This window comes from Klebsiella sp. BIGb0149 (assembly GCF_004362605.1).
GTDB lineage: Bacteria > Pseudomonadota > Gammaproteobacteria > Enterobacterales > Enterobacteriaceae > Klebsiella > Klebsiella terrigena.
Map to the genome: position 1 here is coordinate 389,920 of NZ_SNYG01000003.1, position 14,027 is coordinate 403,946.

13 protein-coding genes and 2 pseudogenes are annotated in these 14,027 nt (G+C 59.8%); 5 read left to right on the top strand and 10 right to left on the bottom strand.

Annotated elements, in window-relative coordinates:
- Nucleotides 1-9: 9 nt before the first annotated feature.
- Nucleotides 10-924 carry an ABC transporter permease subunit gene (locus EDF75_RS13670; protein ID WP_133599798.1) on the bottom strand — a complete coding sequence of 305 codons (915 nt, stop codon included), beginning with the start codon at nucleotides 922-924 and terminating at the stop codon, nucleotides 10-12.
- A 107-nt stretch (nucleotides 925-1,031) separates the two neighbouring features.
- On the bottom strand, nucleotides 1,032-2,090 hold the full coding sequence (locus tag EDF75_RS13675; protein ID WP_181955413.1) for a branched-chain amino acid ABC transporter substrate-binding protein: 1,059 nt from the start codon (nucleotides 2,088-2,090) through the stop codon (nucleotides 1,032-1,034).
- A 653-nt stretch (nucleotides 2,091-2,743) separates the two neighbouring features.
- Here EDF75_RS13675 and EDF75_RS13680 point away from each other — a divergent pair.
- From EDF75_RS13680 to EDF75_RS13700, 5 genes are all read left to right on the top strand, one after another.
- Entirely contained in the window at nucleotides 2,744-4,066 is a 1,323-nt protein-coding gene (locus EDF75_RS13680) for a glycoside hydrolase family 10-like protein (protein ID WP_133599800.1), read from the top strand.
- A 190-nt stretch (nucleotides 4,067-4,256) separates the two neighbouring features.
- The gene (locus EDF75_RS13685) at nucleotides 4,257-4,829 is read left to right on the top strand and encodes a peroxiredoxin (protein WP_041145490.1); all 573 of its coding nucleotides are present in this window, start codon (nucleotides 4,257-4,259) and stop codon (nucleotides 4,827-4,829) included.
- A gap of 15 nt (nucleotides 4,830-4,844) precedes the next feature.
- Entirely contained in the window at nucleotides 4,845-6,077 is a 1,233-nt protein-coding gene (locus tag EDF75_RS13690) for a protein-disulfide reductase DsbD family protein (RefSeq protein ID WP_133599801.1), read from the top strand.
- 14 nt (nucleotides 6,078-6,091) lie between these two features.
- Nucleotides 6,092-6,646: a sigma-70 family RNA polymerase sigma factor gene (locus EDF75_RS13695; RefSeq protein WP_045855342.1), complete on the top strand. Its 555-nt coding sequence runs from the start codon at nucleotides 6,092-6,094 to the stop codon at nucleotides 6,644-6,646.
- Complete coding sequence (locus EDF75_RS13700; protein WP_133599802.1) at nucleotides 6,633-7,262, top strand: NrsF family protein; 630 nt, start codon at nucleotides 6,633-6,635, stop codon at nucleotides 7,260-7,262. Before EDF75_RS13695 ends, EDF75_RS13700 begins: the two co-directional genes overlap by 14 nt.
- Here the strand turns inward: EDF75_RS13700 and EDF75_RS13705 are convergent.
- From EDF75_RS13705 to EDF75_RS13740, 8 genes and pseudogenes are all read right to left on the bottom strand, one after another.
- Nucleotides 7,259-8,578, bottom strand: a complete 1,320-nt coding sequence (locus tag EDF75_RS13705; RefSeq protein WP_133599803.1) for a type II toxin-antitoxin system HipA family toxin — start codon at nucleotides 8,576-8,578, stop codon at nucleotides 7,259-7,261. The genes EDF75_RS13700 and EDF75_RS13705 overlap by 4 nt on opposite strands.
- Nucleotides 8,578-8,850: a type II toxin-antitoxin system antitoxin HipB gene (gene hipB, locus EDF75_RS13710; RefSeq protein ID WP_045855339.1), complete on the bottom strand. Its 273-nt coding sequence runs from the start codon at nucleotides 8,848-8,850 to the stop codon at nucleotides 8,578-8,580. Before hipB ends, EDF75_RS13705 begins: the two co-directional genes overlap by 1 nt.
- 192 nt (nucleotides 8,851-9,042) lie before the next feature.
- Complete coding sequence (locus EDF75_RS13715) at nucleotides 9,043-9,603, bottom strand: RNA polymerase sigma factor (RefSeq protein WP_123708426.1); 561 nt, start codon at nucleotides 9,601-9,603, stop codon at nucleotides 9,043-9,045.
- Between the two features lie 5 nt (nucleotides 9,604-9,608).
- Complete coding sequence (locus EDF75_RS13720; protein ID WP_133599804.1) at nucleotides 9,609-10,043, bottom strand: hypothetical protein; 435 nt, start codon at nucleotides 10,041-10,043, stop codon at nucleotides 9,609-9,611.
- Between the two features lie 139 nt (nucleotides 10,044-10,182).
- Nucleotides 10,183-11,139, bottom strand: a complete 957-nt coding sequence (locus EDF75_RS13725) for a hypothetical protein (protein ID WP_133599805.1) — start codon at nucleotides 11,137-11,139, stop codon at nucleotides 10,183-10,185.
- Between the two features lie 110 nt (nucleotides 11,140-11,249).
- Nucleotides 11,250-12,281: pseudogene (locus EDF75_RS13730) on the bottom strand (GGDEF domain-containing protein); the annotation flags it as partial.
- A 232-nt stretch (nucleotides 12,282-12,513) separates the two neighbouring features.
- Nucleotides 12,514-12,699 (bottom strand): annotated as a pseudogene (locus tag EDF75_RS27635) (sensor domain-containing diguanylate cyclase); the annotation flags it as partial.
- A gap of 170 nt (nucleotides 12,700-12,869) precedes the next feature.
- A complete protein-coding gene (locus EDF75_RS13740; protein WP_133600002.1) occupies nucleotides 12,870-13,976 on the bottom strand; it encodes a DUF4056 domain-containing protein in 1,107 nt (368 codons plus the stop codon).
- Nucleotides 13,977-14,027 lie beyond the last annotated feature (51 nt).

The window sequence follows — 14,027 nt, forward strand, 5'->3', positions numbered from 1 at the left end:
TTTTACCCCTTAAACCTTTGCGACCATCGGACGACCCAGCAGCCCCTGAGGGCGAAAAATCAAAATTGCCACCAGCAGAGCGAAGGAAAACACGTCTTTGTAATCAGAGTTCACCATCCCGGCAAACTGGGCCTCAGCCACCCCCAGCAGCAGGCCGCCGAGCATCGCACCCGGCAGGGAGCCAATCCCGCCCAGCACCGCGGCGGTAAAGGCCTTAATGCCAATAATGAAGCCGATATAAAAATCGAAGGTGCCGTAATTCATCGTCACCAGCACCCCGGCCAGCCCGGCCATCGCGGCGCCGATCATAAAGACCAGCGAGATAACCCGGTCGGTATTAATGCCGAGGATTGCAGCCATGCGCCGATCCTGCTGCGTCGCCCGGCATACCCGCCCCAGCCGGGTATGATTAATGACCCACGAGAGGATCATCATCCCCACCAGCGCGGCGACGAGAATAAATATTTTGGTCCACGTAATTTGCACCACGCCGTCGCCAACCTCGAAGCGCAGCACCCCCGTCAGCAGGGTCGGGATCCCCTGCTGGTTCGGCCCCTGGCTGATTTGCACATAGTTCTGCAGGATAAGCGACATGCCGATTGCCGAGATGAGCGGCGCCAGGCGGGTTGAATTGCGCAGCGGCCGATAGGCGATACGCTCGATAGTCCAGCCGTAGACGCCGGTCACCACGATGGTGAACACCAGGGTGCCGAAGATCAGCAGCGGAAAGGAGTGAATGCCAAACCAGGAGAGCAGCGCCAGGCCGATGGCGCAAAGGTAGGCGGAGACCATATAGACTTCGCCGTGGGCGAAGTTAATCATCCCAATAATGCCGTAAACCATGGTGTAGCCGATGGCAATTAATCCGTAAACGGCTCCCAGCGTCAGCCCATTAATCAGTTGTTGCAGAAAAAATGCTTCCATAGAAACCATCCTGCCAGTAAGCAGGCAGCGACCGGCAGGCTCCCGCCGTGCGCTGCCTTCAGTAGTACGACGCCCTTTTTTATAGGGACAAAGAGTTCAGCAAACGGCTACAGCTGGTGATACTTGCCCTTATCATCCCAGGCGTAGACCACATAATCCGACACCTTCAGGTCGCCTTTACCGTCCCAGGCCTTTTTGCCCATCACCGTGTCAACGCTATGGCTTTTTAGCCACTCGCTGGCCTTGGTATTGTCGGCGCCCACCGCGTTATAGGCCGCGGCGATAGCCTGGATAGACGCGTAGGCGTACAGGGTATAGCCTTCCGGTTCGAAGCCGCTGGCGCGGAACTTCTCAATCACCGTTTTGCCCTCAGGAATGGTGCGCGGATCCTTACCAAACGTCATCAGCACGCCGTTGGTGAACTGCGGGCCGCCGGCGGTGGTTACCAGCTCTTCGGTCACGATGCAGTCGCCGGAGAAGAATTTCGCCTGCAGCCCCTGCTCCCGCATCTGCCGCACCAGCGGACCGGCCTCCGGATGACAGCCGCCGAAATAGACCACGTCAGGCTTCAGCGCGCCAATTTTGGTCACCAGGGCGTTGAAGTCCTTCTCACCGCGAGACAGCCCTTCGTACAGCACCTCTTTGGTGCCGCGTTTGGCCAGCGCCGCGCGGGTGGCGTCGGCGAGCCCCTGACCGTAGGTATCCTTATCGTGAATGACGGCAATTTTCTTCGCCTTCAGCACGTCCAGCATGTAGTCCGCGGCAATCGCCCCCTGCTGATCGTCGCGCCCGCACATGCGGAACATATCCTTCATTCCGCGCTCGGTGATCAGCGGATTAGTTGACCCCGGCGTAATCGTCAGGATCCCCGCCTCGTCGTACACTTCGGATGCCGGCATCGTCGACGATGAGCAGAAGTGTCCGACAACCGCGGAAACCCCCGACTCATCAACCAGGCGGTTGGCTACCGCTACCGCCTGCTTCGGTTCGCAGGCATCATCCCCCTGCACCAGCACAATTTTTTCACCCTTAATTCCTCCCGCCGCGTTAATGTCTGCTACCGCCTGCGACGCCCCTTTCCAGTACTGGGCGCCATAGGAGGCATTGGGTCCGGTGAACGGCCCGGCAACGCCAATCTTCACATCCGCCTGTGCGTAAAATGCCACGCTCATACAACCTGCAATCGCAAAATGAAGAGTCAACTTTTTAAGTTTCAGAGACATTCAGATATTCCTCAGCGATTTATAACCTGGCGCCATTAAATGACGCGGAAAATATCACTTACCGTTTTGTTTGCCGAAGGCCGTTAACCAGCCGCAGCGGCTAAAGGTGGAAGAAGCAAAAACCCCGCCAGGAAGAAATGACATGACAGATCGCTTACTAATAGATGAGAGCAACGCGTAACAGCCGCGGTCACCGCCACCGACCAACGTGCATTTCAGGACAAGTCAGGAGATAGGTTGCCATCACGTGGCGAATTGAGGACTGCGGCATCCGTTCCGACCCGCGAGCTAAACATAGTTGTTCTTTGCAGGCGTTGCGCACCGGGCTGGTGCAAAAGTGCGAAAACGATCATGGGCGTGAAAAATTTTGTTGCAATATTGTGAACAAGATAGCAAGAGCGATCGTTTCGCCCCGCGGTTTCACTACGTAATGCAAAAAATAGATTACGCATGCCCAAACCGCAGCCAATTTAACGCCGACCCAAAAAGCGAAAGGCCGACGCTGGCCCGGATAATTCCCTCCATAAAGAATTGACTTAACAACGCATAATACGAAAATGCTTCTTTTACGCGACCAACAGAATAAGCCCACGTCTATGATTATCCGCTCCCGTCGCTTTTTTATCGCTACCCTGGCCGCATCCGCCGCGGCGGTGGCGACCGCCTTTATCCTCGCCAGCTGCAGCAGCCAGCCGCCCCGTTCGCTGGTGACGCCGCTGCCGCCGGCGGTTAAGCAGGCGGCGCTGCCGAAAACGCACGAGCCGGTACGCGGCGTCTGGTTGACGACGGTCTCGCGCCTCGACTGGCCGCCGGTGGGATCGATCATTGCCAGCAGTCCGGAGAGCCGGATTAGCCAGCAGAAGGTGGCGCTGATTGCCAAGCTCGATAATCTGCAGCGCCTCGGGATTAACACCGTGTTCTTTCAGGTCAAACCCGACGGCACCGCGCTGTGGCCGTCAAAGATTTTGCCCTGGTCAGATATGCTGACCGGCGCCATTGGCGAAGATCCGGGCTACGATCCGCTGCAGTTTATGCTCGATGAAGCGCATAAGCGCGGGATGCGGGTTCACGCCTGGTTTAACCCCTATCGCGTGTCGGTGAACACCCGGCCGAAAACCGTCGCCGAGCTCAACCGCACGCAGTCGCAAAGCCCGGCCAGCGTCTTTGTCCTGCACCGCGACTGGATCCGCACCGCCAGCGACCGCTTTGTCCTCGACCCGGGTATTCCGGAGGCTCGCGACTGGATAACCCGTATCGTCGCCGAAGTCGTCGAGCACTACCCGGTCGACGGGGTGCAGTTTGACGACTATTTCTATACCGAAACGGCGGGCTCGGCCCTTAACGATAGTCAAACCTTTCGGCAGTATGGTCAGGGGTTTGCCAGCAAGGCGGACTGGCGCCGGCACAATACCCAGCAGCTGATTGAGCAGGTGTCGCGCACCATCAAGCAGATTAACCCCAGCGTAGAGTTTGGCGTCAGCCCGGCCGGCGTGTGGCGCAATCTTTCCCACGATCCCGCCGGCTCAGACACCCGCGGCGCGGCGGCCTACGATGAGTCCTACGCCGATACCCGCCGCTGGGTACAACAGGGGCTGCTCGACTATATCGCGCCTCAGCTCTACTGGCCGTTTGCGCGCGACGCCGCCCGCTACGACGTACTCGCGAAATGGTGGGCGGAGGTCGTCAAGCCAACCCATACCCGGCTCTATATCGGCGTGGCGCTCTACAAAGTCGGCGAACCGTCAAAAAATGAACCCGACTGGATGGTTAACGGCGGCGTACCGGAGCTGAAAAAGCAGCTCGACCTCAACGATGCGATCCCCGAAATTCAGGGCACCATTCTGTTCCGCGAAAACAATCTCAACCAGCCCCAGACCCGGCAGGCCGTCAACTATCTGCAGAGCCGCTGGGGAAATTAACCTCTGCCGCCTGCGGAACCCGTTTCGCAGGCGCTTTCTCTTCACCTCCTCGGCCCCGTGCATGCGCGATGAGCCGGGCGCACTTTTTTTTTCACCTGCGCGCAACTTTTCCCTGCGCTGCGGCGAATTGAATAGCTGAGATGAATGAGTTTGGCCAAACCGGCACTCCCCCAAATCGCAGGAGCAGATAATGACACGCATCAAAAACCTCATCCGTACCCTGACCGTAACCGCCGCCCTCGGCCTCTCCGCCACAGCGTTCAGCGCCAGCGCGGCGCTGCCCGTGGGCGCGAAAGCCCCGGATTTTAAGCTGCAGGGCGCGCTTGCCGGCAAGCCGATGACCTTCTCCCTGCAGCAGGCGCTGCAAAAAGGGCCGGTGGTGCTCTATTTCTTCCCGGCGGCCTTTAGCGCCGGCTGCACCATTGAAGCCCATGACTTTGCTGAAGCCACCGACAGCTTCACTAAAATGGGGGCCACCGTGGTTGGCGTAACCGCGGGTAATACCGACCAGGTCAGCGACTTCTCTAAGCTGGAGTGCCGGGATAAGTTCGCCGTCGCGGCGGACCCGGGCGCTAAGGTCGCCGCCCAGTACCAGACGCTGATGGAGATGAAAGGTAAAACGCTCTCCGATCGCACTTCGTACGTGATTGCGCCGGATGGCAACATCCTGCTGAGTTACACTGATAGAAACCCGGATGCACATATCGAGAAGACGCTCGCTGCCGTTAAGCAGTACGATGCCTCTCATCCGCAAACCCATTAAGTAAAGAGGCCAGCGATGTTAACCGCGATGCTGGCCGCCTTTATTGGCGGCATCATTCTCAACTTTATGCCCTGCGTTTTTCCGGTGATCTCCCTGAAGGCGCTGGGGCTGCTGCGTCACTCTGATAACGCCGCCAGCGCCCGCCGTGAAGGCCTGGCGTTTTTGCTCGGCGTCGTTATCACCATGATGGCGCTGGCGGGCATTCTGCTGGCGATTCGCGCCGGCGGCACCGCCGTCGGCTGGGGCTTCCAGCTGCAGTCGCCGCTGGTGATCGCGCTGCTCTCCCTGACGATCCTCGGCGCGGCGCTCAATCTGCTTGGCGTCTTTGAGGTCGGGCTGACGGCGCAGCGCGTCGGCGGGCTGGATATCGGCCGCGGCGCGTTTATTCGCTCGGCGCTCACCGGCGCGCTGGCGATCGTCGTCGCCACCCCCTGCGCCGCGCCCTTTATGGCCAGCGCGATTGGCTACGCGCTGGTTCAGCCGCCGGCGGTGTCGTTAACCATCTTCCTCGCGCTGGCGTTCGGCTTCGCCGCGCCCTTTACCCTGGTGTCGCTCTTTCCGGCGCTGGCCAAAATACTGCCGCGCCCCGGCCCGTGGATGGATATCCTGAAACGCGCGCTCGCCTTTCCGATGTTTGGCGCCTGGGCCTGGCTGGTGTGGGTTCTGGCGCAGCAGGCCGGTAGCGCGGCGCTGGCCGCCCTGCTTGCCGCCTCGGTGGTGCTCAGCTTCGCCGCCTGGCTGTACGGCATTGCGCAGCGTCGCGCCTTCCAGGGCAAGGGGCACCGGGCCCTGTTTGCGGTTACCGCCGCGCTGGTTGTGGCGGTCATTGCGCCGCTGCCGGGGCTGGTTAAACCCGCCGCCTCCTCGCCGGATGCCGGGCAAACGGCGGAGGTGTCGTCCCAGCGCTGGACGCCGCAAACCGTCGCCGCCCAGCGCGGTCACGGTAAGGCTATCTTTGTGAACTTTACCGCCTCCTGGTGTATTACCTGCCAGGTGAATGAGAAAACGTCGCTCTCCACCCAGGCGGTGAAAGAGGCGCTGGTAAAAACCGATACCCTCTATATGGTGGCGGACTCGACGAAATTTAATCCGGACGTCGACGATGCGCTCAACCAGTTCGGCCAGGGCGGACTGCCGCTGTACGTGGTTTATCCGGCCGACGGCGGGCCGCCGAAGGTCCTGCCTCAGGTGCTGACGCCGGGGATTGTGGTCAATGCCCTGACCCAGGCCGCCGGCAAAAAAGCGTAATAACAAGGCGGACTATGCAAACAAACGATAGCGCGCGCGAAAGCTGGCCCGCGCTAATGGAGCAGGCCCAGGCGGGCGACAGGCTCGCCTATACCCGCCTGCTTAAGGCGCTGGTGCCGACGATCCGTTCGCAGGTGCGTAAACGGATCGCCGACGAGGCGCTGGTGGAAGACGTTATCCAGGATGTGCTGCTCAGCGTGCATCGGGTGCGTCACACCTACGATCCGGCCTTTCCCTTTCTGCCCTGGCTGCTGGCGATTATCTCGGCCCGCACCGTGGACGCGCTGCGGCGACGCGGGCGCTATCAGCACTGGGAAATTTCTGACGAGGCGCTGCCCGAGGCGGCAGCCGCCGACCCGCCGCGCCAGGAGAGCCGGGAGGAGCTGGCGGGCTACCTGCGTCAGCTTCCCCTGCGCCAGCGTGAAATTGTCGAGCACGTTCATCTGCGCGAAATGAGCCTGGCGGAAGCGGCCACCCATAACAATCTCAGCGTGGCGGCGGTGAAATCGCTGCTGCATCGGGCGCTGAAAAACCTGCGCCGATTTGGAGCCCACCATGACCGATCATAATCTGCTTATTGAAAAACTCGGCCGCGAAATGCGCCCGGTCAAACGTCCGTGGCCGACCGGCTGGCGCGTCGCCGGCTGGCTGGCGGTGGCCCTGCCGTGCGCCTGTGCCGCCAGCCTGCTGGTACCGCGCGGCCTCACCGACTGGTCGCAGCCCGGCGCGCGGCTGGCGATGGTGCAGCTGGTGCTGGCGTTTCTGCTCGGAACGTTAACCATTCGCCGCGCCTTTACCATGAGCATTGCCGGGCGCCGGAGCATCAGCTGGAAGGCCCTGCTGCCCATCGGCCTGATGTGGCTCGGCCTGAGCATCAGCAGCATTCCCGGCGACGCGCCGCCGCTGCACGATGACGACAGCGTCAGCTGCTTTACCTTTTTGCTGGTCGTCAGTACGCCGATGATGGTGCTGACGATCGCCAGCCTGCGGCGCACCCGGGCGCTCTATCCGGCGCGCAGCCTGGCGATGGCCGGACTCGGCGTCGCCAGCCTGGCGGTGAGCCTGCTGGCGTTTTGCCATCCGGTGCATCTGCACCTGCTCGATTTTGCGCTGCACCTGGCGGCGATCGTCACCATCGTCGCGCTGACGGTGATGGTTGGCAGGCGTTGGGTTAGCCTGAGCTAACCCGCTAGCCCGCTCTGCAGGCGGGCATGGTTTCTGAGGGTATGCGAGATAATGGCCTGGTAAACCGTCGGGGAAAAATCCTCCGGCAGCGACGCGCTGACCGCATCGACCGCCCGCGGCAGGTTATCGGCAAAATAGCGCAGGATCTCCAGCATCTGCTGCTGCGCAAATCCCACCTCTTTTGCCGTGGCGAGGAAATGACGCGGATAGATGGTCTGAATCTCCGTTTTCCGCCCTTTCGACGCTTTCAGGCTCATCGACAGCTTAAGGTCGCTGATATGCAAACCCGCGCCCCCCAGCACAGGAAACGCCGAGATAATGTCGTAGAACGGCGTCAGACGGTAGCTGCCGCCGGGCTGCAGGAAAACGGAAAAATTCTTCGCATGACCGTCGGTGGCGCCGATCAGCCATTGAAAAACGATGAACTTCATAAAATCGGCGCGATCCCTCAGCGCCTCGCTGGAGCCGAGCAGAAACGCCATGATGCTGGCGATCCCCGGCCCGCCGTCCGACTCGTACTTCATCGAGGAAGGAATGCCGAACGCCTGGCATAGATCCTCCTGCGGCAGGCGCAGCAGCCGCGTGTTTTCCTGCGCCCAGCGGCGGTCAAAGCGCTCAACGGCCAGCGCCCGGATGCTGCGGGTGGTGATAATTTCCGCATCCGGCACGGCAAAGCCCAGCGCCCGCGCAAGGGCCAGACAGAGATATTCGTTATCGACGCTTTCGCTGAGATCCAGCACCGCGTCCGGCTGCCGTATCTCGCCGATCGGCAGCTTAATAATATGCGTCGTCGGCGTTGTTGCCGTCGGTATGCACCAGCGGTCGCCCATCTTCAGCAGCGCCGTTTTCTCCTGGGCGCCGGCGACCGATATTCTGAACGCCTCCTGGCCGTTAATCATGCCCAGCGGAATATCCGCACGGTAGGCCGTCAGCAGCGCGTCAAGCCGGGCGTCGTCGAGCGCTTCCCAGGTCAGGGCACCGGTGGCCGGAGCGGCGCCCTCGGGCAGAAGAGTGACCGCCCCGACGCTGTCGCGCCCCACCTCGGCCAGCAGATCGAAGGGCTGCTTCGAGCGGGCCTGATAGCGCTTAACAATACGGTCACGCACCAGCGGACTGTCGGGCAGCAGGTTGTCGAAGTAGTTAAACACCGCATCCGAAGTGATGTTGCCGAACTGCAGCGGCAGCGACAGGGAGAGCGGGCGGGCGCGCGGGTTTTGCAGCCAGCGCGGGTCGTAGCGGAACTGATGCGCGCCGTTGGCCAGCTTGACCAGCTCCCCGACGCGTTCATTGTTCATCCACGTCACGAGCGTCGCCATTACCACTCCAGATCCCGTTGGCTATCCTGTTGCTCAGGACCCGACGTCGCGCCCTTTTCGCACACCACCATCGTCATTTCAAGAGATTGTAAAATCTTGAACAGCGTGGTGAGGGTGGTTTTGTCCGGATGGTTTTCGAAGTTCGAGATCGTCGCCTGCTTAATGCCTATCCGGCGGGCCAGATCGCTTTGCGTCCACTGGTTTTTTTGCCGCACCAGCTTGATATGGTTTGCCAGCTGGGCCGGACTGTAGATCGTCGGGGGCGTTATCATGGTCTTATCTATCCTCTTGTGGGGATAAGACCCTATTTATACCCTGATGAGGATAATGTCAACTTTTAGCCGGGATATCCCCGTAAGGGGATAAATGTGTCAATATCCTCTGGTGGGGATAAGGCGTCCAATATCCCCTGTTGCGGATAATGAGTGCGGCCCGATCGCCGCGCTCGGCGATCGGGCGAGGATCTACCCGCTCATCAGCTCATCATAGAGGACGCGCAGGCGCGTACGCAGGTAGAGCACGGCTTTATGCTTGCGCGATAGCAGGGCCTGCTCGCTGGCCCCGCACTCTGCGGCCAGCTCTTTGTAGCTGTAGCCCAGCAGCTCGGTCTTTTCGAAGACCTCCCGCTGGGCGGCGGGCAGTTCGGCTAGCGCCTGGTTCAGCTCCTCCCACAGCAGCTCCTTCAGGTACTCGTCCTCCGGCGTTTGCGGCACCCCGAACAGGGTCTCCGCCAGCTCATCTTCCGGGAACTCACCCTCCTCATCCCCGGTGAAGTAGTCCGCCAGCGGCAGCTCGCGCTTTTTGCGCGCCCGGTCGGTCATTTCGTTGCGCGCGGCGCGGAACAGCCAGGCAGCAACGTTCTCCACCGGCTGCTCGACCGTCATCAACTGCCAGGTCACTTCCTGCAGAATATCGTCAGCCTCGTCGCGTACCGAGGTGCGGCCGCGGATAAAGGCCTTCAGCCGGGATCGGCAGGCGTTGAGCGCCGAAACAAGCAGTGACTCCCCCGCCGCTGCGCCTTTCATTTCGCTCACTCGCTCGGCGTCGTTTTAGACGCATCGTCTGTCGGCTCTGCGGGTTCACTGCGGCGATCGCGCCAGCCGCAGTGCCTGCGATGGTCGCGGCGGTCGCGGTGACCAAAGCGCTGCATAAACTCTTCGCGCTGCTCGGGATTCATCTGCATCCAGCGTTCATGCATGCGCCGACGCTCGCGTCCCATGCCGAACATTCCCGGGCGGAAGCCAAGGCCGCCGAAGAGGATCCGCGACAGCGCCAGCAGACCTAAGGCCTGCCAGAAGCCGATGCTTTTAACGCCAATAATCGCCGGCAGCAGCGCGTTCCACAGCGACATCACCACCAGCCCGAGTAGCGCGACGATCGCCACGCCAACGATCAGCGGTTTGCCCATCCGATGGTGGCCAAAGCCGTAGTGACGGCGGTTTTCATGCATATCAAAATCTCTCATCCTGTTGCTACCTCATGATTGTCGTGAATAGGGACTGCTGATGAGGTAGACGAATGAGCCGGAGAAATATTGCTAACAATTTTAAAAAAGTGGCTAAATATATTCATGCGCTGAATTTTTGGCAGCGAAGTGGCGCGCGCTAAAAGCTCATCGCCAGGCCAACGCCGTAGCCCTGGGTATTCTCACCAAACATATAGCGCGCCACGAGGCGGGTGCGGCTGATAAAAAAGTCATATTTACTGCTATCCAGCTCCAGGCCGATCCCCAGCGAGCTGAGGCCGTTGAAGCCCAGCTGCCCGCGCTGATCGCCCAGATACTCGGTATGGGCCCCTTCGAGGACGTAGCGCACCGGGCTTTTCAGCAGCGTCCAGTCGGCGATCGGCGCCCTGCGGCGAACGTAGAGCCCGAGGTTTTCGGCGCTAGCCTGGCCGCTGACCGCCTCGGGCGTATTGCCGAAGGTCTGCAGGCTCATGGCCGAGTAGCGAAGTTCGATATCAATATCCTGGGCGGGAGAAAACAGCTCGTAGTCCAGCATCAGCGACCCGCCCAGGCCGTAGGCGTTGAGCCTGCCGCCGTCGAGGAATTGAAAATCGGCGTCCCTGCGCCGCTCAATCGCCCAGCTGCCGATACGCACGTCGCTGGCCATCGTGCCGAGCATCACGTTAACGATGGGCCGCAGCACCAGGCTGCCGCCCCACCGGTCTTTATACAGCCGGAAATCCCAGCCGACGCCGCCGGTGGCGGTGAGGCTGTTCCAGCGGGTCGGTATTTTGCGGCTGTCGCTGCCGTCGCTGAGCACAAACTGCGGATCGTAGCGGCTGTAGCCCATCGTGCCCTCAAGGTAAATCGGGACGCTTTCGCTCATCGTCGCGCCGCCGCCGAACTGGGTAATCGACAGCTTGTTCTTCTCGTTGGTGCCGGAGCCGATATTGAGATCGCTGGCGGTAACGTCGGGGACGACGGTATAGCTCATCAGCATTAATACCGCGTTCGCCCGCTGCTTTAAATGGCCGCCGTCGACGGCGAAGGCCGGCAATGAAGCCAGTGCCAGAGCGGCAGCCAGCGTGGAGAAGGTGCGGAATAAGGAAACGCTCATAGCTTAGTGGTCACCTCGTCCGCCGATTAGCGATTAGCCTGACCCAACGGGCCCGTTTGCTATCCAGTATAGCGGCACTCCGGCGCCGCCGGGCGGCATTGCGCCACGCCTCAATATTTTTCAACCAGATACAGCCGCACCTGGTTTCGTCCCTCTTTCTTCGCCGCATACAGCGCCTTATCGACGCGATTGAACAGCTGGTCGATCTCTTCGTCATCCTGCCGGTCGGCGACGCCGATGCTGACGGTCACCGGGCCGGGGTGACCCGCCAGCTGATAGCCGCTAACCGCGAGGCGGATGCTCTCCGCCATCTGCAGCGCCATCTCAATGGACCGCTCCGGCAGAAAGAGCAGAAACTCCTCGCCGCCCCAGCGATATATTTTGTCCTGATGCGTCACCGTCGATTCAAGGATCCGCGAAATAGTCAGTAAAACCTCATCGCCTTTCTGATGACCGTAGCTATCGTTAATGGCCTTAAAGTTATCGACATCAACCAGCAGCAGGCAAAAGCCGGTGGGTTTAAACGAGGCCGAATCCACGATGCGATAAAATTCGCGCCGGTTAAGCAGGCCGGTGAGCGGGTCGTGCGAGGCGGAAAACTCGAGCTCTCTTCTTAAATGCACCTCTTCGGTCACGTCGTGCACGATACAGAGCATCAGGCGAATATTGTAGAGCACCACCGGACCGGCGTAGGTTTGAACGTGGCGAATGGAGCCGTCAGCAAGAATATGGGTGAAGTTGAGCGGCTTATGGCCGCCGGGCAGGCTTGCGACGTTGCGCATGATCGGCAGAACGTCCCGGCCGAGGGTATTAATCTGCCAGGTATGCTTCGCCCGCATCTCATCCGCGGTGTAATTATAAAAGCGCAGCGCGGCAATATTCGCGTCAATAATTCTGCCGTCGCGGTGAGGATCGATTAATAGCATGGGCGCAGAGTTGGTCATAAAAAAGCGCGAGAAAAACCCGTTGCTGCGCCGCTGATAATGCCGGGAGGCGGTATTGACTGATTCATTTTGCTCAAGCAGCTTCACCGCCTCGAATAGAATCAGGGTGTCATACTCTTCTGATTTAATCAGCGTGGTTTTACAATAAATCGAGGTCTGGCCGTCGAGGGAGTTAATTGTCCAGACTTCAAAAACCTCGGCAATATTTTTGAAGTAAGCGCGAGAAAAACCCGTTGCTGCGCCGCTGATAATGCCGGGAGGCGGTATTGACTGATTCATTTTGCTCAAGCAGCTTCACCGCCTCGAATAGAATCAGGGTGTCATACTCTTCTGATTTAATCAGCGTGGTTTTACAATAAATCGAGGTCTGGCCGTCGAGGGAGTTAATTGTCCAGACTTCAAAAACCTCGGCAATATTTTTGAAGTAATAGAGATAATTCTGCAGGCTGACTTCCGGGCAGGTGGAGAATGTCCCTTTGCGCATCTGGTCCAGCGACATATCGCCGCTGAGGGCTCTGGAGGCCGGATTGCCGTAAAGTATGCGCTCTTTAAAAGGATGAACCACCCAAATAGGGGTGGCTAACAGGTCGAAAATAATTAATTCTTTTAATAGCATGCCGCCCTCCACCTGCCATACATCGTCAATCTGAAATCCAGTCACATGAGCATTCATCGCCTGCCGGCGAAAATAAAGCAAATTAAGCAGAGAGTTCAAAGGGATGACGCAGAAGCGCCAATTATAGCCGCATTTTTAATAGCAAACGGTGTCTGAGCTGGCAAAAAACGCTATTTTTCTATGCGCTCAAGCTGGGTTTTATCCGCCCGCGCGGCGCTTTCCGCCAGCCCCTGAAACTGCTCCGGCGTATAGAAGCTCTGCGGAACCGGCAGCGACTGCATATCATGCCCGGGGTGGATCTGCAGCTGCCCGAGGTCGGCAAGCGCAAACCCGGCCACCTTCTCCGGCATCGTCAGCCGATAGGGCTCGGCGCGCTCGAAAGGTACCGGCGTGGGCAGGCGATTGGCGCGCAGATCGTAGTTACGTTTTAACACCAGAAACTTATCCGGCACCCGGCGATGGCTGTTCCACCAGTCGCCGTCAAGCTGGCGGAACATCTTCTCCGTTTCGCTCCTCGGCGCGACCATCAGCTTGACCAGCACCTTTTTCAGCGCGTCGGTCATCGCCCGGTTGTAGTCGTCAACCGACCCGGCACGCCCCTGCAAAATGACGTCGATCGCCAGCCGCGCCCCGAGCAGATTGGAGTAGAGATCTTCCGGCGAAAATGCGGAGATCTCCTCCGAAAAGCCGGGCACCGACTGGAAGCCGTACCACTGGGCGATCTCATGCCACTGGGCAATTTCATACGCCAGATGTCCCGCCAGCCAGGCGGCGATCGTCACCCGCGCGGAAACTGACGCCGGCGGCATAAACGCGTTGAGCTGCACGCGCCTGACGCCAAGCTCCTCGCTATAGAAAATGCGCCCGGACTGCCCGAGGTTAGGGTAGATCCGGCTGTAGAGATAGAAGGTGTAGTCGGCGGTATCACGAACGTGGGCGATATCAATAAAGCCGCCGCGGCGGGTATAGATCAGCCCGTTTTTTTCCTCACTCAGGCCCACCAGGTTTTTCACGGCACCCAGCGCGCTATCGTTGTAGTGATGTTCACCGAGGGTATCGAGGGTCAGCACGTTGCCAATCTGATAAACCGGGATCGGTACGCCAATGGCCCTGACCTGCAGGTCGTAGCCAAACGCGCAGCAGGGTCGCAGAGACTCCGGCGGCGCCAGCTGGCCCGCCACCGGCGTCACCAGAGGATGGGTGATGGTCGGCAGCAGAGGATCTTGCGCGCACACGGAGAACGCCGCCGCCAGCAAAAACAACCAGCCATTACGCATTAACATCGTCTCCAGAACATAAAGCACGCTCGCGGCAAGCGGCAGGTTGAG

What these genes read in the sequence shown, in the direction of transcription:
- EDF75_RS13670 (WP_133599798.1), bottom strand. Translation starts at nt 924, where the DNA reads ATGGAAGCATTTTTTCTGCAACAACTGATTAATGGGCTGACGCTGGGA.
- EDF75_RS13680 (WP_133599800.1), top strand. Translation starts at nt 2,744, where the DNA reads ATGATTATCCGCTCCCGTCGCTTTTTTATCGCTACCCTGGCCGCATCC.
- EDF75_RS13685 (WP_041145490.1), top strand. Translation starts at nt 4,257, where the DNA reads ATGACACGCATCAAAAACCTCATCCGTACCCTGACCGTAACCGCCGCC.
- EDF75_RS13690 (WP_133599801.1), top strand. Translation starts at nt 4,845, where the DNA reads ATGTTAACCGCGATGCTGGCCGCCTTTATTGGCGGCATCATTCTCAAC.
- EDF75_RS13695 (WP_045855342.1), top strand. Translation starts at nt 6,092, where the DNA reads ATGCAAACAAACGATAGCGCGCGCGAAAGCTGGCCCGCGCTAATGGAG.
- EDF75_RS13700 (WP_133599802.1), top strand. Translation starts at nt 6,633, where the DNA reads ATGACCGATCATAATCTGCTTATTGAAAAACTCGGCCGCGAAATGCGC.
- EDF75_RS13705 (WP_133599803.1), bottom strand. Translation starts at nt 8,578, where the DNA reads ATGGCGACGCTCGTGACGTGGATGAACAATGAACGCGTCGGGGAGCTG.
- hipB (WP_045855339.1), bottom strand. Translation starts at nt 8,850, where the DNA reads ATGATAACGCCCCCGACGATCTACAGTCCGGCCCAGCTGGCAAACCAT.
- EDF75_RS13715 (WP_123708426.1), bottom strand. Translation starts at nt 9,603, where the DNA reads ATGAAAGGCGCAGCGGCGGGGGAGTCACTGCTTGTTTCGGCGCTCAAC.
- EDF75_RS13720 (WP_133599804.1), bottom strand. Translation starts at nt 10,043, where the DNA reads ATGAGAGATTTTGATATGCATGAAAACCGCCGTCACTACGGCTTTGGC.
- EDF75_RS13725 (WP_133599805.1), bottom strand. Translation starts at nt 11,139, where the DNA reads ATGAGCGTTTCCTTATTCCGCACCTTCTCCACGCTGGCTGCCGCTCTG.
- EDF75_RS13740 (WP_133600002.1), bottom strand. Translation starts at nt 13,976, where the DNA reads ATGCGTAATGGCTGGTTGTTTTTGCTGGCGGCGGCGTTCTCCGTGTGC.